Below are 26,183 nucleotides of genomic sequence, written 5' to 3' on the forward strand. Positions count from 1 at the left end.
AGCGGATCATCAGGGCCACATTAGGATTCAAATCTATGAAGACGGCTTATGCCACAATTAAAGGTATTGAAGTCATGCGTGCACTACGTAAAGGACAAGCATCGTCATTTTATTATGGTCAGCCTCAAGGTGAAGTGTGTCTAATCAACAGGGTTTTCGGTCTCTAAGCACTTTTAAAAAGGAACTTCATCGACTCAAATCTCTATTTGCAACAGTGCCCTCTGGATTCAGTTACTTTTTCAGAAACATCCCTGGTCTGATGCAATTCGGGTAAAGGGATTTTTTCATCCTTCATTTCTCTAGCGGGTTCTTGTACTTTTTCTTGAGATTCTGCCGACATTTTCGCGTGAGGTTCAGAAGATTTTTTAGTCATGAGATTTAAGCCTCTCGAGTTGCTTGAAATAATGATTATCTCAATATTTTACAATAGTGAGGTAATGTCCTGCCCACAATAGTCAGCCCAGAATAGAAAGCAATCAAGAATGACTATAAATATGATAATTCTCTCTTTTGAGTCTTTCATTAATCTCTTGGTTCAGCAGTACAGTTCATTGCTTTTTGTTTAATGATCACGGACTAGAAAAAATACTGCCTCTTTTAAAGAGGCAGTATTATGCTTTTACAACATGGTGTTTAACTTGAGAAACTGAATTTAAAACAATCTACTGTAACTCTTCCAGACAGATATGAAATTAATCCACCCCTAACCCTTTAAACACCGCATCCACCGGATCTGCATAAAAGCTGGTCTGGAACTTGGTAAACAGTTCCACAGGAATCGTTGGGATATCTGCCGCACTACTCATTGGTAAAGCAACCTTCTTGGCACCCGCATCAAAAGCAACTTGCAGACATTCGGCAATACTTTCCACCGGTGTCACTGAACCACCCAAGCTCATATCACCCAGTACCACCATCTGACTTTGTACCGATCGTCCTAACAGGCCTGAAGCGAAAGCCACTAAACTTGGCAAGGCAAGATGGCTGAGCGGCCCGGTATTCTGTAACTCCACCACATGTAAGTGGAAGTCATGTTCCAGCACCTTACTACCCCCCGAGATCCGGGATGCATTGGCCTTGAAGTAGTCAAAAGCAATCTTGACCTGTTCTTTGGCACTACTTGAATTCCATAAGCCAGATGTCGCCAACTTTCCTGAACCTTTAGTGACTTGAAGTTCTAAGCGGTATAAGCCTGGCATGCCCTTATTACTAAGGCCAATGGTATACAGGAAGCCTGGTTTAGCAGGACCTTCGGGAATAAGTCCACCTCCACCCTGCTCTTTTACCGAAACAAAATGCTCTTCTAGGGTGTCATTGTCGATATAGCTAAAATGCACATCATAGAATTCCATCCCTCCAATTTTCTTCAGCTGTTCTTTGACCCGACGGCGCACCTGCAGTGCATATTCCAGACACTGGCGTACATTTTCTTTATCAAATTGACCATGTGGATAGAGCAACTTCATCAAACCAGATACAGTTTTACGAACGGCGATCACATCACGCTGATTCAGGTTGTTTCCTAACTTAAAGTACTTCTCAATAGAATCCGCAAAGCTACGTTTACGCATTTCTCGGAAGAATTCAGCAAGGTAGTCAACGATTAATCCATAACGGTTGGTGAAGAACTCCGGGCGCATCTTCGGAATTTCCCAACCTGGGATATACGCATGAAAACGATCAAAGAATGCTGCATCGATCATGGCTTCAGGGAAAGGTGCCAAGAGATGACTGGTTTTTACCAAGGATTCCACACTTTGGTTGATATTACCCACAAAAACCATTGATGCTGAGGCTTCCATTTGTTCCCGGCCACGGGCAAAAGATCCAGAGGCCATGTAGTCTTTCATGATCTGCACGCCATCTTTGTCCTTAAAGGAAATACCGGCGACTTCATCAAAAGCTACCACATCCCATAAGCCCACCAGACCAATACGGCGGCTACTCATGTTATAGAACAGGTTGGCGACAGTCGTTTGCCCACCGGAGACTAAAATACTATTCGGTGAACACTCTTTGTAAATATGGCTTTTCCCGGTACCGCGTGGTCCCAGTTCACAGACGTTATAGTTATTTTCAACGAATGGAACCATACGCGCTAATAGGTGCCATTGCACGTCCTCTTTTAACGAAGCCGGTTCCATGCCGATCGAACGGATTAAACTCTCGCGCCACTGATCAGTGCTTAATGCTGCTCTGCCACTGAAGAGTTCATCCATATTCATATTCGGCATTTGAATCGGCTTGAGTAAACTCACCCCAAATGGAGAACTAGTCTGTCCTTCTTCAAAATAATAACTGAGCGTAGCAATGACCCAGATACCACCAACAAGTAATTTTTCATACTCTTTGACGATGCCTGCCGAGATTTCGGCATCTTTGATGCCCAGATTACTAAATGATGCTTCGTATTTGTCCTTACGCTCATTCAGCTTTACGGTCACCCGATCAATGACCTTATAACTACCCCGTTCACGAACCAGGGATTTCACCTTCTCAGCTTCATCAGGTCGTACATAGTTCTCTGCCAGCACGGTCTTTACGTTACGTAGTCCCTGTTCAATGATCTCTGGATCATCCGAGGCACAGTACATCCCTAGCAGGTATTCGAGTACATAGACCGGGACATTGGCCCCTTCTTTGATCAGTTTAGTCAGATCCTTACGTACCACCCGCCCAGCAAAGTGTTCATTCAGCAGCTGATCCAGTTCTTTATCGTTAGCAGATTCCATGTAGGCTACGCTCTATCGTTAATTCGTTATCAGAAGAAGTCATCGGTAAATGCTAGATCAATGGTGACCTTATAGCGTTGCATCTCGATATTCAGGTCTTTGTCCTTCAGTACCAGGAAGTAATCTTTCTTACGGTCAAAATCAGTGCCAGACAATGACAATCTGACCTGTTTGACCCGATCGGCAACAGAGTCGGTACTGCTATCAAAAGTCAAAGTTTCTTCACTGGAAACTTTGAGATCCCCATCATAAATGGCAATGGATAAAGTCACTGGCATGACCAGCTCACTGACAGCTTCAGTTTGCATCAAATCAAACTTCTGGATGTTATTGACCATCTTCAGCGTGGATTTGGTAGAAATGACCTCAACTTTACGCTTGGTCCGCTGTCCAGCCTTTTCACCACGTAGCTGTTTTACCGTTAGTACAGGCACTACGATTTCCTGAGGCATGATGCCGCCATGCACAAAACGTGAGCCTCCTACAAAATGGAAACGGTTCGCCCCTTTTGGAATCCAAAAATCAGTCGCAGATAATGTGCCTGCCGTAGCTTGGGTTGAGCCTTTCCAGGCTTCCTTGCTCTCTGGTAAACCATGCCCAATCACATAGCGTTTTTTGCTCTTCAATGTATTGGTAGGTTTTTCAGTCAAGCTTGAACGATCCGCAGATTCCAGTTTACTTTGCTGGAACAAGAAGCCATGGTCGGCTGTAATCAACAGGGTAGAAATATTGAAGTGCATTAAGATTTTGCGGCTAAGTTCGGTCAGCTCTTCAATGGCATGTTCTACCGCCATAAAGGTTTCTGATTCTGTCGAGGCGCTGTCACCGCGTGCATCAATCACGTTGTGATAAACGTAAATCAACTCATGGTCTTTCAGTGCTTCACGACCTTCATCACGCGACCAGCCTTTTACCATTTCAGCGGTCACGGCCAGACCATTATAGGCCGCCAGAATTTTTGATCGTGCTGCAGTCCCTTTGCTGGACTGCCCATCCACCCATACATCATCCCCTGCGGCCTCTTTGTACTCCAAAGTCTGATGCGGCAATAACGAGGCCATGCCCAGTGTGGTGTAACTTGGGACAACGCCCAGCTGTGAAGACAAGGTCGCTTCGGAATAACGCTTTTCATTGATACGATCACGCAGCTCTACCGCAGCTTCATAGCGGAAAGCATCACTGATAATTACCACAATACGGCGTTTCGTTGCAGAACTGAGTAAGGGTCTGACGTGAGTATCGTAGAAGTTCTGCTGATTTGGGATATCTGCCACTTTCCAGACATTCAAGCGTTGCTCAGCTTCAACCCGCTCTCCCCAGTTTCGTGCCAAGTGGTCAATAAACCAGTAGGAATAGCAATTTTCGACTTCTTCATCGAGTTTTTTCAGGATATCGACATGAGCGCGTTGAGAAGCAGCACTGTAGTGGCGATAGGCCATATCAAAGCGATACAACTCCTGCTCGTAGGCTTTATACAAGGCTTCGCTGGAGTCGAAATAGAACCCAGAATCAAACTGCTGTCGCAGACTGAACAGCTCAATCGCTGCCTGCAACGCTGTATAGACGGTACGGTATTTACGGCGGGTTGCATCGTCCTTATGTTTGGAAGCCCAATAGCCATCCAGACGGGTAGAAATAATCGTTCTGAAATGTTCCAGTTCAGCTTTGGCTGCTGCAGGGATATGACTGGCCAAATCAACAATGATCTTTTGTTCAATCACTTCAAAGGTCATGACATCGAGCAGCTGCTCCAGATCAAAAGCCCCGACCTTTTCTTGGATCCGCAGTGCATTGGCCACGCTCTGGGAAAGCTTATCAAAGGTTGGGTAGTATTTGGAACTGTCTCTCCAGCGTGACAAGAAGGCTCTAGCCGTCGCACGTGAACTGACAGATGACATCACCAGTTCTTGAGCCCATAGCGGTATATCGCCCAGGCTTTCACAAAAACCTGTGCTCATCAAACGGATAAAGAACGTACCGAGCTTGAATGGTGCTTCCCCATTCAATTCTTCAACCGATGCTGGATAACCAATTTCCGCCTGTAATGCGGTGACTAAAGCTGGCACCAGTTGGAATTTTTCCAGTTCAGCAAAGGAGTCTGGATTGACTTCCAGAGCCAGGTTCTGCTGTACCATTTCATCTGCCAACGCCAAGACAATATGCATCAGCTCGGCACTGTCAGCCTTGACCACAGCTGCAATCATGGCCATATCCAGATCCTGTGCATCTGCATCAGGCTGGATATAGCGTTTTAAGGTGCTCAGACGCGCTTTGGCTTTGAGGAACTCTTCACGTTTGGCCAGATGTTCTCTTAGACTCTGCTGCTGTAAACCCAGCTCATTAAAAATAATCGAGAAACGATCGGCATAGAAGCTGCGGGAATACAGCTTGATGTCCAGTAACCAGTCTTTTTCGGTTTCAGGCTCAGCACTGGGGAAATACAGCAAGTATTTACCCTGCTGATCCTCAAGTTCCAGTTTAAGCTTAATCGCAAGGCTGGATTCTTCTGCCATATTCAGAATCTGGACATCATTTAGCTCTAGGGCTTTGATTTCTTCAGTAAATGACTGTTCTGCATCATACCAAAAGACAATTCGGTGCTGTTCAGTATAAAAGGCTTGTTCCAGGCCTTGCTGAAGTTGATTTAAGTTCATGCAAACACCTCTGCATGATCTCGTTCGCAAGAAAAGCTATTCATCACTTCTCCCCCGTAATCGCTTTGACTTCAGCCAACAAGTCCCCAAACTTGCCGTAGTTCACTTTCACCCCATCATCTAGATCCAGCGAAATACGCTGATCGGCGTAATGACGCAGTTTTTCTTCAAAGCTACTCAGTTCAGCCTGTTGCTTATGCAAGTTTTGTAGTTCTTTTTCTTTACGTTTGATTTCAGCAGCAGAATCACTGTTTTCGATTTCACTTTGCAAAGAGTTAACCATCGCTGTCATTTTTGAAATCAGTGGCATCACATATTCAGTACGCATACGTGCCAAAGTGCTTTCGTTATAGCGGTGCAAGTACACTAACGCCTGGAAAGCCCCTTGCTTCCCACTGCTAAATAACCAATAGATTGGACGCTTTTTATAGGTCTGCATGTGATCTTTATAGAACTTACTCGCCAAATAACGGCGAATGGTGTCTTCAGCGGTTTCACTGGCTTTTTTATCCAAGCTTTCTGCCAGCCACAGCATATTGGCATCTAGTGTGTCTTTACCCCACACCGCAGTTAAGAACTCTTGAATACGGCGCGTTGCATCATCTTCAAACCAGTGCATTTCGGTCAATGGAATAATGCCGTCTGCATCGGCTGGGAATTTTTGATAACGGCTGGCATCAAAGTCTTGGTTGCCTGCATGGGCATAGATCAGACCTGGTTCGTCCAGGCTATAACGTCCCATCATGCAGCCAAGTGCATAAGACACTAAACGTTGGCTGTCTTTTTCACGATCGGCACGGGTTAAAGTGATTTGCTCGTCCGGTACGTCTGGCGTCAGTTCATCCTGCAAACCGTAAGCGTCAATAAATAGCTTGTTGTTTTCTTCTTCCAGACGTTTCATTTCAGCGACGGCGTCAGCATTTTGCTGTTGCCATGTATTAAAGGCTTGTTCTAGATTTGGTTGCCCCGTACGGATAATTGGGTTTTCAGTGAAGTCCCAAGAGGTTTCGTAAGAATCCCAGTCGGTTTTGGCTATCCCTATGCAATTTTTTCCGAAGTCACTATCCTTTACATTGATATAAGGAAGCAGCTCGACATTGCCTACCTGAAAATTAAGTGTTGGGTTCAATACTTTCATTAAATCTGGGGCAATATGTGAACATAAAAAGCCCGCAAGGTTACTAAATATATTTTCTTTTTGAGGAAATAAAGAAGATCCGCCCACATCAAAAATAAATCCTTTTGGGTAATACCTAACACCGAAATAAGATGAACTTACAAATGACCAGCCAACAGATGGTTTGAAATAATAAGAAGGGTTGCGGATGACTGATTTAGGAATGAAATCAAATAATTCTTTTCCATCATTTTCCCAATTTATTAGATACTCTTGATTTCCGTACCACTTACGGAACTCGCCCCCTTTATTATAAGGAAACCATTTTTTTGCTGAAAATTGGGCTTGTTCTCGGTTTTCCATTCCAAAGCCAACTTTTTGGATATCTACTTCCTGCCAAAAGCGTAAAAAGCGGTTATTATCCGCTGTCGCAAGTCCCTGACGTGCATCGGCGACTTCGCTAATTGATGGGTTATTAACAAAAATCTCCCTTACCTTTTCACTCACCCAATACGCTACAGGGCTACCGGGAATTTTTTTAAAATCCTCTTGGACTCTATCAAAAATGATCTGAGAGGTTCTTCTTAAGAAAACTTTATCTTTATCCGCTGCTTGTGGTGCATTATTAAGATTGACATAAGTACCTTTAAACGATTTTATTTTTGTCTTTAAAATTGTAAAGCAACATGCCTGAGCTACTTTAGAGTTAATTTCTGGAAAGCTGTTATATCCAATTTGAATCAGTGCAAAAATACTTCGATTCTGTAGCAACTTTTCGCGCATTGCCTCATAAGAGGACAAGAACATCCAGCTTTGCATAGTGACCATACTGTTGAAGCCACTGTCCTTACACCAAGCAAAACCACGTTCAATAAACATGGCAAATAGGTCTGACTTGCTATCAGGGAATTTCTTTTTAGAAAAATCTTTCAGTGCTGTATTCATTCCCTTCCCGCCCATATACGGCGGGTTTGCAATTACTGCATCATATTGTTTAACTAGTAATTTCGCTTGCTGGACTAGAGGTAACAATTCTTGTGCCGACTGCTGTGCAAAAATATCGCCTGACTCTGATGCTGTATTCAGCTTGGTTTCTAACTCAGGCAGTTTCTTCGCGAATGCTTCAGGGATTTGAATCAAAGAACCAAAGGTCGAAGCGTGTTCAAATAGATTTAGCAGTTCTTTTAAATCCGCCTGCGCAATACCGGTACTTGCCAAGTCCTGACTGAATGCTTGCAGTCGTTCTGACTGACTATCCTGTAACGCAATAATATTCAGCTTCGGTGGATTGCTAAATAAACGGCGGTCATCTTCACGCGCTTTCATCAGCAGCGCAAAACTGGCTAACTGTGCCGCACGGGTATCAATATCAATCCCGTACAGGTTGTTTTCCAGAATCAAACGTGGAATATCACGGCTGCGGTAACCACGTTCCAAATAAATGGCTTTTAAGCAATCGTAGGCTTCCACCAGAATATGCCCCGAACCACAAGCCGGATCGAGTACCGTAATGCTTTCAGGGTTTAAAGTATCGCCATCTTCACTAATGCGTACATCAATCAGCTGTTTCAGCTGGGCATTGACTTCATCACTTTGCTCAGCCGGCTGAATATAGTATTCCCACTCACTGGCCAGGGTACTTTCCGGCTGTGCCATCATCCATAGACGACCAACACTGTTTTGCACCAGATATTTCACAATCCAGTTTGGGGTGAATAACTGTGTCGCGGCAGGAATGTCCTCACTCTTGACGACTTTACCAATCACCTGATCTTTCTTTTCAGAAATATAGAACTGATACAGCCAGCCAATAATCTGCACATCCGACCAGTCTTCTTCCGGAATGCTGCTGACCAGATCACGGATCAACGAATCGGTTTTGGTCAGGTTATCCGGTAACAGTAGTTCAGACTCATCAGAAACCTGTTCAAACAAGAGTGGCATGACCTGATTCAACGCATGACACTGAGCCAGTAACAGTTCCCGATACAGCTCTTCGTCTTTATTGCCATCCAGCTTCAGTTCAGCCACACGGCTGGCATCTAAACCTGGTAGGTCAATATCCAGACATTCTTCCAAAATCTGTGGCAAGCCTGCACTACCATCGGCACTACTGAGTACACGACGGCCATGATCCAGTAAGCCTTTGCATTCCATGTAGCGAATCGCACAGAGACGGTTAAACCAGCTGTAAGCGATATAATCAATCGTCTGCTCAAAACTGCTGGTTTGAATGCGCTTGATCAGCTTCTCACGAGTTTTCATGACGGATAGCGGAAAAACCTGATCGCCAATCAGCAGCAAGTCGCCTTTCTGTTCAGCCGGTAAAATGCTGTCTGCGGTGATGCCATACTTGGCGGCCTGCTTGCGCATCGCTGCGATAAAATCGTTACGTGCTTGCGGTGCGTATTTTTTAATATTACTGGTATTCATGTTAAAACCTTTAATTAATGACTGATGCCGATATCCCTAACCCAAGTTAGCGAATACGCACACGCTTTTTATCACCCACAATTTTTTTCAATTCAGCTTTGAGTGCGTCTACAAACTGATCTACTGACTCTTCTGTTTCCAGATAGACACTACTTGAGCTTTTGCTGTAAATGCTGGCGACATCGACTTCGACAACAGGTTTCGGTGGCACTACGGCTGTCACAGGCTGTACCGGACTCGCAGCAGGTTCTGATGTTGCTGGGCTGGAGATGGTTGCAGTGTTGGTTATACTCTCTGCTTTGCTCTGAGCCAGTTGTGCAGCTTTAGCCTGACGCTGAATTTCAGCCTGAACCTCTCGTTCCAGCTCATACAAGGCTTCATCAAAACGCTCCACGGCGGTTTGGGTTTGCAGCATATAGATGGTGGATAGGCTAGTTTCCTCTTCAATATCCGCTTTGAGCAATTGCAGTGGGCGTAATAGCTTGTTACTCAGCTCAGCGGTGGCAATACCACTGTTTTTAATCTCGGCTTCCAGCTGCTTGATTTTGTCATCAATGTGTTCTATCGCCTGATTGCGCTTCTCAGTCAGCAATTGCTCATTGACGCTTTCCACTGTACGAACCAAATCAGCGACTTTATTTAACAGGCCGTAGGGCGATTCGAGGGTCGAAATACGGTGTAATTCGGAGAGGGCTTTTTTTGCCACCTCATCACTGCCCAGCGCCTGTTTGTTTTTCTCAAAATGACGTAAGGCCTGTTGCAGTTGTTGCCAGCTTGGCATCTGGTTGCTGAAGAATTCATGAATGTCACGATAATCTTCTTCCAGATCCAGATAGTCGTCCCTGTTCTCAACCACCGCTTTAAAGAAATCGAAGCTGTCGCTATTCGCCAGCAGACGTTCCAAAGTCAGAATCGACTTTTCAATCACTTTCTTGCCCGGGAACTGCCCGACATCAGTTTTACTCTTATACGACTTAAAGTTGGCTAACCAATTTTTAAAGTTTTTGGTATAAAATTCAAATAGCTCTTTCTCTGTCGCTGGTCCCATGGCCGAGAACAGTTCTTGGGTGAGTTGGCGTGCCTGTTTCAACACCTGATCATCAGTCTGGCGTTTTTTAATGATCGACACATCACGGCGACGACGGCTGTTTTGTAAAGGCTCAAAGGCATCTTTTAACTGTAAGCTGCCACCATTTAACTGTAGAGAAATCCGCCCCATCGCAGCCAGCTGACCTACCAACAGTAAAATCTCAGCATCTGGCCAACCATAAGGGCGTTTGGCAAAACGATCGACCACATCCGAGACCAGAATACGCTCTGTACCAGTGGCCCGTAGTGCAATGTACTGCTCTACTTCCTGTAGGGCTTTCGGATTACTCTGCCCGCCATCCAGAGACAATCCGAGCTGCGCCATATCATCGACAGTCAAGACGGCGTTCAGTTCACGCCAGGCATCCTGCTGATAGACCTGCAAATAGCTCAGTTTAGTATAAGTGTTTTCCAGCAAATAACGACAAGCCTCATCCAGCTTGGTGGTTGGACTTGAAGATGAAAGTTGTAGATGTTGACCCAAGGCATAACTTTCCGCGTCCAGCAACATTTCTTCGACCCGGACACGCAGGCGTTTTTTACGTTCTTGGTTCTCACGGCCACGGTCTGCAAGGATACGGCTGATATCGGACTGAGTGCCATCATCATTTAACCGAATAAATTTATTGGTTTTTAGCCAGGTGCGCAGTTCATTAAAGAATTGCTTATCGTCTGCCAGTTTAAACAGCACTTGTCCTTCGGCCTGAGTACTTTTACCAATACAGTAAGCTTCAGTGTAGAGGTTGTATTCCGTATCCAGTGGAGAAATGATTTCGACTTTCAAATCACTCTCATACTTGCCATCCAAGCTATGGCTATCCAGAAAACGTCCAATCTGATAGTCCATCTTGTTGGCTTGATGGCGGTATTTGTTCTGATCGCGCAGTAAATCTTTAAAGATCAGATTGGCTAACTCTTTATTTTCTTCTGAAGCTGCTAAGTCTGTGGCTTTAATTTTTCGGGTGATATCGCGTTCTTCATTGGTCAGGAACAGGAACTCATCACCATTCCTAGTAATCAGGCTCTCTTTTTCCAGACGCAGTAGGCTTTCTTCAATCCGCTTGCGTAATGCCAGCTTATCTTCATCAATTTTCTCAATCGACAAAGTCACCAGGTTATCCAAGGTACCTTTGATGATATCGACATAGCGGATCATGAACAGGGTACGCAGCATCTGCACATCAAAACCATCCAGAGTTTTATTCTGCCCTGCCTGGTCGATGGTACGTTTAACCGCTGTATCCAGGAAGCCTTCCACTGAAGTATAGAAGCGGTGGAAAGGAACCAGTGCCCCGACTTCATCTGTGGCAATCGCATTCGCGGCCATCTGGAAGGCATCCAGCATAGATCGCTCACCATAGGCCAGGTGTGCGCCGGTCGCACCAACTTTACGGATTTCTTCAAAAACTTTTTGCACAAGCTGGAAATGGTACGGCGCAAAAGGATAGTTATGGATAAAGCTGTCTGGCCCCTCATAGTTCTTGAGTGTTGGGCCTGAACGGTCAAAGGTAATCTGATTTTTGAGAATATCACCCTTTTGCTCAAACACTGATCTGAGCAGTGCTTCAGCTTCCGGGGTTTTACGTAATAAACGTTTCTGGATGACTTCATCGGTATTGGAACTGGACAGCGATAACCGGGTTTTAAAACGTCCAGCAATCTTGGAGAAGTCATTGGCTTTGGAAGAAGACATCTCACCTAAAACAGCATCGATGTCTGCCTGTGAGGTGACGATAATCCAAGCGCGGCCTTTACAGATCGTACCCAGGTTTTCAGTAATGGTTTGCAATGTCAGCATCAAGCGGGTATCGCTGCCAATAAACTGCCCCACTTCATCGACCAAGAACAACATGCGTTGCTGGGGTCCTTTGCTGTCCAGGTATTCTTTCACCCACTGACAGAAGTTTTCCACCGAAACACTAAAGGTCTGCTCAGAATCCTCAAACCACTTGTGTGCAGCTTCAGCAGATAAGTTGAGGGCTTGGGAAATCGCGGTTTCAACATCATCCTGATAGAACTGATAGCCGTCACGCTCCTCTAGCCAGGACATGCCGCTAGATTCCTCAAACGCCTGTTTAAAGCGTTCGTAGACACCTTTCTGGCTCAGGTGACGTTCCATATGGGCAATATGTGGATGGTCAGCACTAAAACCCTGATACTCGTTAAACACACGTAAAAACACATTCAGAATCGGATTGCCATCATCATTGGAGCTGGCTTTACTGTCGATGTTAAATAGGATGACATCGGCATGATGGCTGACGGCCTTGCCAATATCCGCACGGATAAACGCATCACGAATTTTGCTTTCATCAAAGAATTCTGCGGCGCTACGCTCGTTACCTTGCGCATCACGTGCCACTTTATTGGCCAGAATATACGACAAGGTTTTCAGGAAATGTGATTTACCTGAGCCAAAGAAGCCTGAAATCCACACGCCGACTCGGTTAGCAATCGAAGGATCGCTTAGGTCTGTACCATAAGACTGGAAAAAGTCCCGAAAATGCTTTTCCAGCTCATTGGTGACCACGTATTCATCGAGTTCCTGATATACCGTGGTATTGTCATTCTGGTCTGCCTTGACCACCCCGTTTATCGCACGATCTAATGGCTTGTAAAAAAGTTCTTTAATGTTCATCTCAATCCATTCCCCCGAATTCTTATTTCTATTTGCCGTGTTTAAGGCACTAATCTGAATGCTCTGTAGTAATTGTTGCTTGGAATTTTTCCAAATAAACTCATCGCTTGACCGTCGTAATAGCCCGGGTAAAACAGCACCACTGGCTTATGCCCCAGTAACGAATGCAAACTGTTCAATAAGTGATGGGCACGTAACAGTGGCCAAACCGACCCTACCCCAGTCATCAACACAATATCTTGCGCATTGGTGGCATATTTACTCACCAGATAAGGCGCGAACTTATCCATATGCAGTGGGCCCTTTAAGGCTTTGAGCAGCGCTTCATCGCCTTTGGCTTTTTGCATTTGAATGGCTTTATCGATGAAGTTACGCTCAGCCAGATAATCCACCACGGCTTGCAGCAGGTTGATATTCACCACCTTCAGCTGACTGTGTTTTTTCTCCAGCATCCCGTCTAGAAAATGCAGATATTCGCGCACCTTCAACTCATCTTCAGGTGCATAATCAAAAATCCAGAAGCCAATTTCATTGCCCAGTCCTTGCCCGGTGAGAAACTCGGTGGAAAGAATTCGCTCTGGAATCTGGTTCAGACGCTCATGTATTGTTTGACTCATTGCTGCCCCTCTACAACTAACGCGTCCATAGCGACACTTCCATTGACCTTTTAATGCGTTGTTTATAATGTTCTTCCAACAGGCTACGCAGCTCTGCTCTGACGATCACACGTTGCAACTCCATCTTACGGGTACTTTTTAAGTAACCGGCTTCTGCCAACATGCGAAAGACCACCTGCCCCATTTTTTTCTTGCTGGACTCTTTCCAATCACAGATATCCGGATCACGTTGTGAGCGTTCATCCAAAAAATCTGACCAGATATAACTGTCCAAGTGTTGCGCCTGGGAGATATAGGCATCCCTCATCACCGTTTCCATAAACTCAAGCAGCAACAGGTTGCGTTCCAGTGCGCCACAAAAAGCCACCTGGGTCGCCAGCTCATCATCCCCATCACGCAAAGCTTTCCAGAAATCAGGCTCTAAGCGCTCAAGACGCTTACGAATGGCAGTGGCGTTACGTTGGGCTGAAGCAGGCGTTCTTTTTTGCAGAATATTGTCAATCTGAATTGCCTGATGCCATTGTTCTGGAATCGCTTCTCGTAATAACAGATCCGCGATCAGCCGGCTTTCACGCACCATCAGGGAGCCACCAATCAGGTCACTGTCATAATGAAATTGTTCTAACATGGCCAATCTCCTATGAGGCCTGATCAAACAGGTAAGACGACAGCTTTTTGATATCTGAGCGTTGTAGTACCAAGGGATATTTCAAGGCATCATCCGCCTCAGCCAGCGTGATCGCGGCCTGATATCGCTGCAAGGTATAGTGAGCTAGGGCTTTTTTCACCGGAATCTGTAATCTGCCATCAGGCATGCCGAAGTCTTTTTCGACCAGCGCTTGTTGTGATGAGTTCAATTTTGGATTAGGGATCAGCGTCAGTACAATTTCTTCATGCCATTGCTGATCCTGAGCAGGGTCTACTGACTCAATCGCCACCACAACAGGTGTGCGATCAATTCTGGAGAGTAAAAAGTCCTTAAACTGCTTGCTCTGATGGCAATAGGCACGGACATGCCAGCGAAAACCGGTATACACCAGGGTGTGTGGGGAAATGATGCGTTCATGCCACTGCGGATTCTGCATCGAGGCATAAATCATTTTTAAAGTGTTTTGGTTTCGGCAGGCACGCAAAACTTCCCGAATCACTTCAGGACGTACACTGCGATCAGGTAATTGAACTGCTGCAAGATTCGGTTCTGGCATCGCAATCAGGGCATGTGATTCACTGACCAAGCCCGAGAGCATATTGAGATATTCATTGATATGCGCTGTAGTCAGTACAGGCTGGAAGCTGGCTTTAGGCACATAACCCTTGACTGAGGGGTCATGAATCAAGGCATCGGGGTTATACAGCGTATTATAGCGCTTGATATCCGCAGAAGCCTGCTGTCGACTAAGTCCAAACCAGCTCGTCAAACGATTGGTAACCAAACGACCTTCCCAGTATGCAAGGAGTTCAATGGCTCTCATTCTGAGAAGGACTTCATGCTTATCTGTCGTCATATACCAATCAGTCAATAAATAGCAGCTTTAAGATTACCCTACAGCAAATATACAGTAAACATTTTTGACGGTATTTAAAGGTAGTATTGCAATCACCAGATAAAAAATATACTAGTATCCTGATGATAGCCGTCAAACTACGATCTCTAGCAGATCATGGATCCTAGTATAGCGCGTGAATTGAGCTAAGTTTTAGAATGAGAGCAATATGGGTTTTAGATTTCGTAAAAGTATTAAATTATTCCCGGGTTTTAAAATTAATCTGACCCATAAAGGCATCAGCAGTGCCAGCATTGGCAAACCTGGTGCTTCTCTAAATATTGGGGAAAAAAGGTACGCGAACCAGTGTCGGTATTCCAGGTACGGGACTATCTTACTCTAAACACCAGCCTTACTCTAAAAAGACCCGTGTTCCACAACCGACATCGCTAGAACACACGGAATATAATCCTCAGAATTTAGAACAACCGAAGACAAAGATCTGGCCTTGGATTATTTTTGGAATATTGTGTTTTATGGTGGGTGCCGTCATTTTTTAGCAAGAACAGCATTGTATTTTAATCAAAAAAAATGCCCACACGGATGAATGGGCAAACTAAGGAATTAATATCCTTCAGAAACTCCAGCGCAATTCTCGCTACTTTCAGTAAGCGACTGTAGCTCAATCATGATGATCTGACTCAATCGAGTCGAGGTAAATCAATCCATCACAAATGGAGTAGAAATTATGCTTGATCACATTCTTGGTTAATGCTGAAAAGTCTTTGGGTTTTGATCAATAAATAGAAGTGCCGATGACTACCCTCAACTTTACTTATTTTCAGATAGCAACCAATCGAGAGCACTCATTTTTACAATACCATTATAATTTGCTTCAGTCCCTATCGTGTCTAAGGTAAGTAAATATTTGGGATACGAATCAGAAATTTTCTGTAATGGACGTAACTCTCGGCTGAGTGTCTCCTCATTGAGCGTTTCTAATGCCACCTGATAATAAGTTAAATTCTGTAAAGTATCGACAGCAACAAAATCAATTTCATATTCATCAACCCGCCCTACATAGACCGTATAACCTCGTCTGACAAGCTCAAGATAAATCACATTTTCTAAGATATGACCTTGATCAGCATTAGCATCAGGCAACATAATCCGGCGCAATCCGACATCAACTAAATAGTATTTTTCAGAGGATTGTAATAACTCACGCCCGCGTACTTTAAATTGTGCGGCACTATAAAATAACAAACTGTCCTGTAAGCCCTGAATATAGCGTTTTACTGTTTCAAATGAAATCTTAACCCCACTTGAAACAAAGGTATTTTTAATTTTATTGATGGAAATAGGTGAGCCTGTCACGCTTGCCAAATATCTTGCGACACGCTCGAGAGAGTTAATATCGGCAGTATTCAAACGGGGAATAACATCTTTAAACATTACACTGGCATAGACCGCTTGCAAGTAATCATAAGTTTCCTGCTGGCTAGTCATGGCAAGCGTATAAGGGAAACTACTGCGCGTATACATGGCATACAAATCACGATTGGATAATTGTTGGATGATCGGATTATTTTCAATATGCCACTGTTTAAATTCTTGGAATGACAGAGGTAGAACGTGTTGCTCGATATAGCGTCCTGTAAGTAAAGTCGCAAGTTCTCCACTTAGAAAGAATGCATTTGAGCCTGTAATATATAAATCGATATAATCCCGAACATATAAGGAGTCGACTACTTTCTCAAAATTTGTAACATGTTGTATTTCATCTAAAAAAACGTAGTTTTTTTTACTTTTATCAACTTTGGACAATACATAATCATGTAGTTTACGGTAATCGGTGAGTTCTTCAAATTCCATAAATTCGAAGTTGATGGCAATGATGTTTTCGCCTTGTACACCCTGTGCTTTTAGGTCTTGTTGAAACATCGCCAATAAGGTGGATTTTCCAGAGCGACGCACACCTGAAAGTACTTTAATGACATCACGGTCTTGCCATGTATTCAGAAATTTTAAGTAGCCATCACGTCGAATATTAGCGCTTCTCATTATTTACACTTAGAATCTAAAGTTTTAATAAATTCTATCAAATTTTAGAACTCATATGTAAATATATTTAATTTTAGAAAAAGTTTAAAGGTTAAGTGAAACATTCAAAGCTACTGTAGAAGCATGTAAACAGCAGATCTGATCAAAATCCAAATTCTGTCTTTTTGATTATTTTCCATGTTATGTTATTTCATTGATGCTACGAGTTAACTGCTATATAAATTAAGTGAAAAGTAAATGGAACTAAGATGTTAACTAGAGTGGAACTCATTTTTATTGTGCTAATGGTATCAGCCTTATTGCGTATGAATTGCTAAAAGGTTTATTTTAAAGTCACCTATACATGTTTTTGATCAAAAAAAATGCCCATAGGGGGAATCTATAGGCAAAACTAAGGACCTTGACGGTCATTCAGAAACTACAGCTAGTTTCTGGTTGTGATTCTAAAGTGAATTAAAAACAACCACATTGGCTGAATATCTCAAAAGTTAAATCATTGATAAATTTTAGAAAATTAATTTACCCCCTCTGCTGCTCAATACAGTAATTCACCAAACAAATCCGCTCTAATCTCTTCCAGGCTCAGATCTGATTTCATCCTATTACAGATGGGATGAACCAGCAGACCATTCTCTAGAACGCCTTGCCCACCTACGGCTTTGGCAATCCTATGATCCGATTCAGTAGAATCAAGATAGATCAATCCATCACAAATGAGGCAAAAGTTATGATTACCCACCACAAAATTGTGCTTAAGCAGACTCTTGGTTAATGCCGAAAAGGCCTTTGGCTTTGACCGAGAAATTGGACTAATCGACTCCACATATCCCACCACATTCTTGACTACTGCATCATCATAACCACCCAAAAACCTTTCGACATAGAACTCGTTAAAGTTTATGTACTTGAAGGCCTTAGACATGGACAGAATAAAGGTATTCAGGCATTTCTCATCATCAAAATCAACCTCCATTTCCAAGCTTAAGCAAATAAAGGCTTTATAGACAATTTGTAGCCGATCATAGCCCTTGATACCACTGCCGAACTTGCCGACCGTTTCGGTGGTCGCCACGGGGAAATTGGCGATCAAGAACTCAATACTACGGCGTACCCGGGTGAAGTCCTTGAAACTAATCTTTCGATGATGAATCTGCATGCGGCTTTCATGAATTTCATACACAATTGAAAACCATGCAAGAAAAGAAGTAATCTGAAAACGCTGATCCTTATAAAAATATAAGTATGGATGTAAGCCCAAACTCGGAACCCCAGCATTTTTTACAGGCGTCGCTATTCTGCAAAGAATGGTCAACAGATGCGACATTAGGTTTTCAACGCGCTCCCCCTGATTCAGACTCATAATATTATGAATCTGATCACCCGCAATGATATTCATCAGCTCATTGACCAAGCCAATTTTTTTGCCATGACTCATTTCATTGTCTAATAAAATGGTCGAAAAAAGTAGCTGGTGGATCCTCTCCCCTAACTCAATCAACTCATTTAAACGTGTATATTGGAGCTCTTCTAGGTTAGATTTATTGTCATTGATATAACAACAGGCATAGATCGCATAATACGCGTCACTACCGCGATTTCTTAGGTGATATTCCTCATATTTATCTAAACGTTTAGTATCTGAGTTAATCGATTGAAATACCCGTCGCGCATCTTCCGGAGTTCCCAGTACCTGCCTGAAACTGATTTTAATATCGCCTAATTTCGATTTTTTTTCTGCGAATTCGGCATCAGTACAAATTTTTTGAAAATCAGCGAGATCTCCTAAATAATTGCGGAGGTAACGAATATCTTGTTTTTGTGGATCATTGAAATTAGGTGCTTGAGTGACTTGCTCATCCGCAAAATATCTATTAATCCACGCATAGATACAGGAAAGACGATGTGCTCCATCAATAATGTAAATATTGCCGTGTATATCTTTCCAATACAAAATGCATAAATTGATGTTTTGATCTTCTGTGCAATCCTCAATAAAGTTTGCAATTTCTTGCACGCTCCAACATTCCGTAGAACGCTGGTTATCCGCCTTAAATAAACATTTGATGATTGGATGCTTTTCAAAATCAGTCAGTGCCACTTCAAAATTGTCACGCTGCATTGAAGGTGTCATTTCTTCTGGCAACATGACTTTACGCTGAATAATATTGGTCAATAGTCGTGTAGAACCCATTTCTTATTTTCTCCAGGCAACACTTTCCTACTTTCGCACAAGTACGAAATTTGAAAATGTATATAGTTGGATTTGGTTAAAGCTGTGAATTAAATGACCGTCAATATCCAGTCAGCGCTAACAAAAGAGACCTAAGAGAAATGGGGGGATTAGATAATAAAATCTTCATGTTTAGTACCTGTAGTTTAGAGTTGACTATCTACAACCATCTTTTCCACGAGATGGAGGTAGACCAAACAGGGGTGGAAATACCGCACTACAGAAGACGGCCAGTCATAGACTGCCCTGCCTGGCCTACCATAATGGCAAACTAAGCATAATAAGCACAAAAAACCGCTAAAGCGGTTTTAATGCTTCTGTAGTAATTTTCAGGTTTCCACGCCCGATTACAGATTTTGCTGTAATGTAATTATCATATGGGTATCTTTTTCTTTGGTCAAACCAAATTAGAATTTTTTATTCATTTTTTAGTGATATTTTAAAATTGAATGCTGGCTTAATTTTTTCAAAATTTTAGCCGAAAAAATCCCTGTATTTTACCTACATACAAGGATGCGTGTTTAGCTCAAAATCTATGCTGCATACTTATAGAAGGATTACCTAAGCTAATTAATTTATCTTCTCCATTTTTTGGGATCTCATTAAAATCTAAAAATAATCATATTGGTGGACTCCCAAGCCTTTGCTTTGTAAAACAGCAGTTTTAAAAAGCAAAGGCTTGGGCTATTTTTCTGAAATATATTTGCTTAGGCTATTTAAAAATTAGCTTATAAAATCAAACCAAAAACACAACCCAGTTTTCTATGCTGTATTTAATATTATAAATCTAGCAAAATTAATTTTTTTATTTATAAAAAATAAAAACTAATTTCCCTATTTTACAGAATAAAACAAATCAATTTATAGGGTAAATAATTTGTATTAACTCACTAGTCTATAAAATTTACCTTATATATAATTTTATATTTTATAGATTAAATTTAAAAAATAATATCCGAATAAATTTACAAGAATAATAAAAAAATACAATTAAATTTAATATTATTTTCTTCTGTGAGTCATACAAAATCTTTTTATTTATTGAGTATTTTTTTTTGATAATCTCTCGTCCAGGCTATTCTCAAGAAAAAAAATTATCAAAAATCAACCTCACAGAGTGCACACCTCCCTCTTAGTGTCCCTTTTTTTGACCAAAAAAAAAGAGGAACCTTACATAAATAATGAAAAAATAATCAAACATGAATTACATAAAGTTATATACCACTGTTTTTTATATATTTTTTTAATATAAAAAAACTGTAGCCCCCTACTGCTCCGGTAAAACATTTTAGACCATTTTCTTTTGACCCAGGGAAGGTACTCCAAGGCATTTCATCTTAAAAAAGATACTTTGTAGTACAATTTTTTGTATCAGATGATGCTTTGAATCTGCTTTTTTATTACTAATTTTATAATATTTTATTTTAACTTCACTCCCTATTTTTTTATCAAAATCACTTAAACTTGATTTTTCTATATCTAAGTAGGATTCTACGTCTGAATATATTTTGGTAATAAACTCCACAAATGAATCGTACAATTTTAAATCTTTTTGACAGACTGCTTCAAAAACTAAAACTGATCGATCATTTTTCAATGAAATTTTATTTTCCAAAATATAATAAAAATTTTTAATTTCTTTTGGGGTAATTTCTTTGTCAATTATGAATGGCTGGCATATTCCATATAAATACGACCAATTGATCATTCGCTCCCAATTTAAATCCATTTCTTGCAGATCACGCTCCTCACTTCTAGCTATTTCTTTATCTTTATAAATATAAAATTGTCTACTAATTGACTTTATTAAGTTAACAAGCTGGTCTTCAGGATTTATGATCCGGTCATTTGCTTTCCATTCCTGATATGATTCTAGAAATCTTTTTGGATATAAAAAACTCATTTGTTTTTTTTCAATTTCATCTTTTTTTAAGAATTGCTTTGGATCATTATGTTTTTCAAAAACCTTTAAAAAAAACTTAGATTTTTGAAGAATGTTAAAAGCTGATTCATCCTCAGATATCTTTAAGGATTTAAATTGAGCATTAATAATTTTGCTATTTTTTAGTAATGCACCAATCAATTCAGGCTGATATTCACGTTTTGCTGTATAAAACATGTCTGCAATTAAAATATTAAGATGATGTATATAGCTACTTGCGGTCACGTTAAAGTCTTCATGCCCCATTAGATGTGCTAAACGTTGCCATACATCTGCGCTATGTAATGATGCATGATCGATATTTTGCAATATATGCTTTTTAAGCCTACCTACAAACCTAGAGTCATAGTCAGTAAAACTACAGATAAGCTGGTGGCTGCCTTTCAATAAAATTGCTAAGTGTGATGCAGCACTATGCCTAAATGCGTGAAATGTATATGAATGATCACTTGTCCCTAATACCAGATTAAACAAGCTCCTAGTGATTTTTGATAATTGTTGATTTTCAAAGATGAAGAGTAATGTATTCTGTACTTGTAATTCCGCTTCGCCCAAAGAAGCAGCTAAATATTTTTTATAAAAATCACAGAACTCTTTAAATTCATTTGGATTTAAAAAATAGGATAAATCAAACTGACGATTTGCATTTTCGTTTTTAACATTACGGTGAGAGTTGGAATGAATTTTTAAAACCAGATTTTCAATATCTGAATTGGATGATTCATTTGAAGTCGTATCTTTAGGATCTGACTTTGCTTCGTAATATAAACGATTATTTTTAAGATGACTTCTAAGCTGTGCAGAGTCAAAATCATTGAGACGGATGCCTGTCACTTCATCAATACGCAAACCTAGTCTAAATGCGAGTCGATAGACCCATTGCAATGCAACTATGTCATTCCCTGAAATGCCTAAAATGTGTGGATAATTTTTCACAATTTTCATCATTAATTCAAACATCTGCGGACTAATGGTCCGTGTTTTTAAAAATTTCCCGCTGTCTCTCTGATGTTCATACAAGTACGCTACTACTGGTGCATCATGCTTGTTGACCAAATACTGATGAAATGTTTTTAACCTCGCGAAAGAATAGCCAGAGGTGTCGTGCTTTTTATTATCATTTTTCTCAGCGATTGTTTCCTGCTTTTCCTGATCTTTCATTGATTTTTCTAAAATAAGGTACTCATACATTTCTTCAAATTGTTCTTCGATGGCATTATTCAAATTTATTTGATATTCTAAAATGTAAATTAGAAAGTCAGAAACGAAGCTGTGATAATAACGTTTTATCGATGCCACCTGAAGTGATGCTTTACCAGAGCCAGAATTGTAACCTAGCTCATACTTTAACCATTGGCATATCCGTAAATGTGCGATTGCCACCACATAATCAATATATTCCCCCTCTCCAGCTTCATAGGAACGTATATCGCCCTCTGATTTATTAATACTTGTGTTCAAAGCTTCATTAAACTTGGCTAGTGTCAACTCTTTACCATCTTCACTAAATGATAAAAGCAATGATTTTATATCATTACGTTTACCCATCCGTTTATCATTATAAACTTTAACGTTCTGACCACTAGTAAAAACAGAAAGCTCTACAGTGTGATGAGTATTTTCAATTCTTTCTTGAATCGTTTTCCAGGTATCAAGCTGATGATAAATAGCTATATGCTGTTCATATATCAAAGGCGTAGTGATAATTTTGTTATTAAGTACACTTGTACTCAATAGATCTAAATTTGGAATCTCCTGCCAAAGAACATAATCAATATGCTTGAAAGCAGAAAAACGACGTCGCTCAAACTCTTTGATAAATTGATGATCAGGAACAACATCTTTAAAGTGTGCTTTTAGCCGCTTATAAAGTAAATCTTCCCGCTTAACTTTTTGATCTTGATCATCGTGTGTTTGCTGCCAAATACTAAGAGGCGATGTAAACTGTAATGCATAACCTTGGTTACCATGAAGATGCTCTCGGATACGCAAATAACAAAGCATTGAGATTGCGTTAAAATATATTTGCTGTGTTTGCCATAATTCCACATCTCCTTGGCTATCATAACGGTAGAAATTGCCATATTTTTGAGATGAGAGAGTGTATGAGAAAACGTAGGCATGATTCTTTGAACCAGAGTAAATTGGCAACAGTCCACTGTCTAGATTCATTTCAAAAATTGCATCATGAATTGCAATAAGCCGTTCAGGATGAATACATCCTTGATCGAAAATTAATGATATACATAGACATTCAAATAATATGTTTACTAAGTTTTGCTGAGCTTCAACTGTAGATTGTAAACTTATATTTTGAGTCTTTTTATTAAGAGAATAGCTCCACTTTTCATAAAATTTTTCTTTAAAATCAGCAAGAATAGCTCCATAACACAACTTGTCCTCTGTTAAAATATTATCGCGGCGCGGTAATGTTGCTATTTTCCAATCTGGTAATTTAATATCGTAAATTTTTGCATGATCTGGATTTTTTTTTTGCCACTCCTGATACTCTTGTTCACAAATAATTTTAAAGTGTTTAAAACACTCCTTGAGGTAAGAGCGGAAATATTTTTTGAGCTGGGAATGCTCACAAACTTTTATTAAAACTTGCTGATAGTTTGTAAATTTATCAGCAATTCGTTGATCAAGAAGTTTAAAATCAATCTCGACACCATTCACCTTTTTCTGAGTATATTTATGATCAATCAGCTCAGAAATTTGATTAAAAATTGCTTTTGTTTCTGTTTCAATCGCATTTTGTAATTGCTCTAGAATCTCTTGATTTAGTTCTTTGTTAATCACGCGATTTTTCCTGGGTAAACAAGTCTAGCTCCAAAATTTCTAATTTTTTCAGTAACGCTTCAACCTGTTGTTGAATTTCTGTTTTGTAATGAAAAGGACTTAAGGATGAAGTATGGCCAAACCCCATGGCAATACCATCATGTGCATAAAGGGTATTATGAATATCACTGCTGAGTTCAAGATGGTTTTTGCTAAAATGCCTTGGCCAGTTTTTATAAATCTGAACTGTTTCTTTCAAGTAATGCGTCACAAAAGCTGCTGACATTGGTGCCAAAGTAAGATTGTCTGCTATTTCTATAAAGTCAACGCTATGCTTTTTGGAAGTCAGTTGAGGATGGATAAGAACACACAGCATGAATTCATTTTTTTTCCACTGCTCCTGCAGATATTTCATGCCTAATGCAGTGATTGTCTTATCTATATACTCTCTGTATGCAACAAAATGCTTTTGCCAATAACCTACTACAGGCACTAAACGACCTTCTTGTCGTGAACCAATTTTTTTGTCATGAATATAGATAAATTTTGATTTTGAATCATAATTTTTGATCAAACCTGGCATACCCATCGTGGGTCGTACAGTGAGGCAAATTAAAGACAGATGCCACATCCAAATGCTATAAGCATTTAATTTCTCAATCCGATTGACTTCATCATTCGTTAAAGTAGTCTGTACATAAGCATAAAGATTTTTAAAAAATTGAGTTGCTGCTTTGATAGTCCAGCAACGCTGACTACCTATACGTTGTTCTCGGTCAAAGATATAACCCGGATGCTGCTCTTTTTTCCATAGATCACCTTTTTTTCGGTTTATTAAACAATCAATGTATCTTTTAAAATGTCTATTTATCTCTTCAATATTACGCCCTTCATAGGACCAATTAACCACATGATTCGTATCGTGATTTGCCATTAAGTGTGCTACGAGATCATCACCTGTCTGCATATTCAGATGGAAATATATTTGCTTTTCTAAAATTCCACATGAAATCTTGTCCAAATTATACGGTTTGAAAAGCTGCCTTAAAAAACGATTGTATTCAGGAACAGATAGTTCTTGAATAACATTTTTTTTTAATTGAATAATCCAAGCACTAGGAATATGCCATTTATAAGTGGAGGCTTTGTTATAGCGCTGTAATTTATCACTCATAATGCCCAAATGATTTACATTCAACTTTGGATCAATCACCCAATAATAAGATACTTCGATTACTTCGATTACTTCGATTACTTCTGTTTCTTCTGCTACTTTTGTTTTTTTTATTCTTTTTACTTTTGTTTTTTCTAATATTTTTCCTTTTTCAATCAAATTATTAATATCTTTAAAGATAGTAGGACTCAGACCAGTCAGCAGTGACATCATGCCACATAATGCCAAAGAAGATTGATCATAAAAGATTGTACTATTTTCTTTGAGCATTTTATCCTGATAACAATCGTGCAATACGTTGTATACCTGATGTAATAAACTGGGTGCTAGATAAAGTGGATTACTTACAAATGGGACTTCACGTCTCTGAATAATTTTTTTGAGCTTTTCATCGGATATCATAGAACTTGCACGCTTACTGATATCATCATGTGTAGGATCAAGAATAGTTGCTGATTTTTCATCTATCTCGACTTCTGTGTCATCATTTTCTATATGAATAGGAGATGACCCTGAGTGGTTTGTTACATCAATCTCCTTTTTTATTCTTTTTATCAAATCCTTGATACTAAGTTTCTTCGATGAATTTAATTCCCTGTTGTTAAGCTCATTACAGACAATACAAAATTGCTCAATGTAACGGTCTAAATCTAATGAGATGGAGTGCTTTTGCATCTCTTCACCAGTTAAAAATTCTTTAAAATTGCTGGTGTTAAATTCATCGATTTTTTTAATTTCATTGGTAATTTTGTCACATGGTATTTTTTTTTCCCCACGGTCTTTAAATTGGTTCTGCAGTAACAGTTTTAATGCATAACATAATTGATTAAATTTCTTATGTACTCTTTCATCATCTACTATTCGCTTAAAATCTATCAGTTTTGTGTTTGTGATAGGCTCTTTATCTTTAGAACTAGAATTCGGTAAAATGATAAGTTCTTTGAGCATTTCACAAATTAATCCAGTCAACAGATAACCATACTCATGCCCTTCTTGTTCAATTTTAGTCCATTGAGTTAAACCAGCCAGAATTTTATGTTCCGTCACAATTCTCTTTTTTTTAATAGTAACCTGGATTTTTTCTGCAGCAGCATACAACTCATTCTTATTTTGAACGTCGAAATCTTTGAAAATAGCTTTTTTTTCACCAAGTGACTGATTTACCCACTTTTCCAATACTTTGATTTCTTCGTGTAGATCTGACAATCCATCAGTATTAGTCATACAG

Annotated in this window: 12 protein-coding genes and 3 pseudogenes; 2 read left to right on the top strand and 13 right to left on the bottom strand. The window is 40.4% G+C overall.

What is annotated here, in order from left to right:
- A pseudogene (locus FTV08_RS13620) lies at nucleotides 1-167 on the top strand (IS6 family transposase); the annotation flags it as partial.
- 35 nt (nucleotides 168-202) lie between these two features.
- On the opposite strand, the gene FTV08_RS13625 reads toward FTV08_RS13620, so the two are convergent.
- From FTV08_RS13625 to FTV08_RS13660, 8 genes are all read right to left on the bottom strand, one after another.
- On the bottom strand, nucleotides 203-373 hold the full coding sequence (locus FTV08_RS13625; protein WP_180087501.1) for a hypothetical protein: 171 nt from the start codon (nucleotides 371-373) through the stop codon (nucleotides 203-205).
- Between the two features lie 319 nt (nucleotides 374-692).
- A complete protein-coding gene (gene brxL, locus FTV08_RS13630; RefSeq protein ID WP_180005347.1) occupies nucleotides 693-2,732 on the bottom strand; it encodes a protease Lon-related BREX system protein BrxL in 2,040 nt (679 codons plus the stop codon).
- A 29-nt stretch (nucleotides 2,733-2,761) separates the two neighbouring features.
- Nucleotides 2,762-5,386, bottom strand: a complete 2,625-nt coding sequence (gene pglZ / locus FTV08_RS13635; protein ID WP_180087502.1) for a BREX-1 system phosphatase PglZ type A — start codon at nucleotides 5,384-5,386, stop codon at nucleotides 2,762-2,764.
- Between the two features lie 43 nt (nucleotides 5,387-5,429).
- Nucleotides 5,430-8,936, bottom strand: a complete 3,507-nt coding sequence (gene pglX / locus FTV08_RS13640; RefSeq protein WP_180087503.1) for a BREX-1 system adenine-specific DNA-methyltransferase PglX — start codon at nucleotides 8,934-8,936, stop codon at nucleotides 5,430-5,432.
- Nucleotides 8,937-8,982: 46 nt separating this feature from the next.
- Entirely contained in the window at nucleotides 8,983-12,663 is a 3,681-nt protein-coding gene (gene brxC / locus FTV08_RS13645) for a BREX system P-loop protein BrxC (RefSeq protein ID WP_180087504.1), read from the bottom strand.
- 41 nt (nucleotides 12,664-12,704) lie between these two features.
- The gene (locus tag FTV08_RS13650; RefSeq protein ID WP_002010699.1) at nucleotides 12,705-13,280 is read right to left on the bottom strand and encodes a DUF1788 domain-containing protein; all 576 of its coding nucleotides are present in this window, start codon (nucleotides 13,278-13,280) and stop codon (nucleotides 12,705-12,707) included.
- A 16-nt stretch (nucleotides 13,281-13,296) separates the two neighbouring features.
- Entirely contained in the window at nucleotides 13,297-13,908 is a 612-nt protein-coding gene (locus tag FTV08_RS13655) for a DUF1819 family protein (RefSeq protein WP_180087505.1), read from the bottom strand.
- 10 nt (nucleotides 13,909-13,918) lie between these two features.
- Nucleotides 13,919-14,785, bottom strand: coding sequence for a YafY family protein (locus FTV08_RS13660; protein ID WP_180087506.1), 867 nt, complete (start codon nucleotides 14,783-14,785; stop codon nucleotides 13,919-13,921).
- 208 nt (nucleotides 14,786-14,993) lie between these two features.
- Here FTV08_RS13660 and FTV08_RS13665 point away from each other — a divergent pair.
- Nucleotides 14,994-15,324, top strand: a pseudogene (locus FTV08_RS13665) (DUF4236 domain-containing protein).
- A 131-nt stretch (nucleotides 15,325-15,455) separates the two neighbouring features.
- Here FTV08_RS13665 and FTV08_RS16395 read toward each other — a convergent pair.
- The 5 genes and pseudogenes from FTV08_RS16395 to FTV08_RS13685 form a co-directional block, all read right to left on the bottom strand.
- A pseudogene (locus FTV08_RS16395) lies at nucleotides 15,456-15,560 on the bottom strand (HNH endonuclease); the annotation flags it as partial.
- Nucleotides 15,561-15,595: 35 nt separating this feature from the next.
- Nucleotides 15,596-16,828 (bottom strand): ATP-binding protein, encoded by a 1,233-nt coding sequence (locus tag FTV08_RS13670; RefSeq protein WP_180087507.1) that lies wholly within the window; start codon nucleotides 16,826-16,828, stop codon nucleotides 15,596-15,598.
- A gap of 535 nt (nucleotides 16,829-17,363) precedes the next feature.
- The gene (locus FTV08_RS13675; protein ID WP_180087508.1) at nucleotides 17,364-19,019 is read right to left on the bottom strand and encodes an HNH endonuclease signature motif containing protein; all 1,656 of its coding nucleotides are present in this window, start codon (nucleotides 19,017-19,019) and stop codon (nucleotides 17,364-17,366) included.
- Between the two features lie 1,327 nt (nucleotides 19,020-20,346).
- A complete protein-coding gene (locus tag FTV08_RS13680) occupies nucleotides 20,347-23,802 on the bottom strand; it encodes an integrase (RefSeq protein ID WP_180087509.1) in 3,456 nt (1,151 codons plus the stop codon).
- The gene (locus FTV08_RS13685) at nucleotides 23,795-26,179 is read right to left on the bottom strand and encodes a hypothetical protein (RefSeq protein ID WP_257221246.1); all 2,385 of its coding nucleotides are present in this window, start codon (nucleotides 26,177-26,179) and stop codon (nucleotides 23,795-23,797) included. The genes FTV08_RS13680 and FTV08_RS13685 overlap by 8 nt, the downstream gene beginning before the upstream one ends.
- Nucleotides 26,180-26,183: the final 4 nt, after the last annotated feature.

Source organism: Acinetobacter sp. YH12226 (assembly GCF_013417805.1).
Classification (GTDB): Bacteria; Pseudomonadota; Gammaproteobacteria; order Pseudomonadales; family Moraxellaceae; genus Acinetobacter.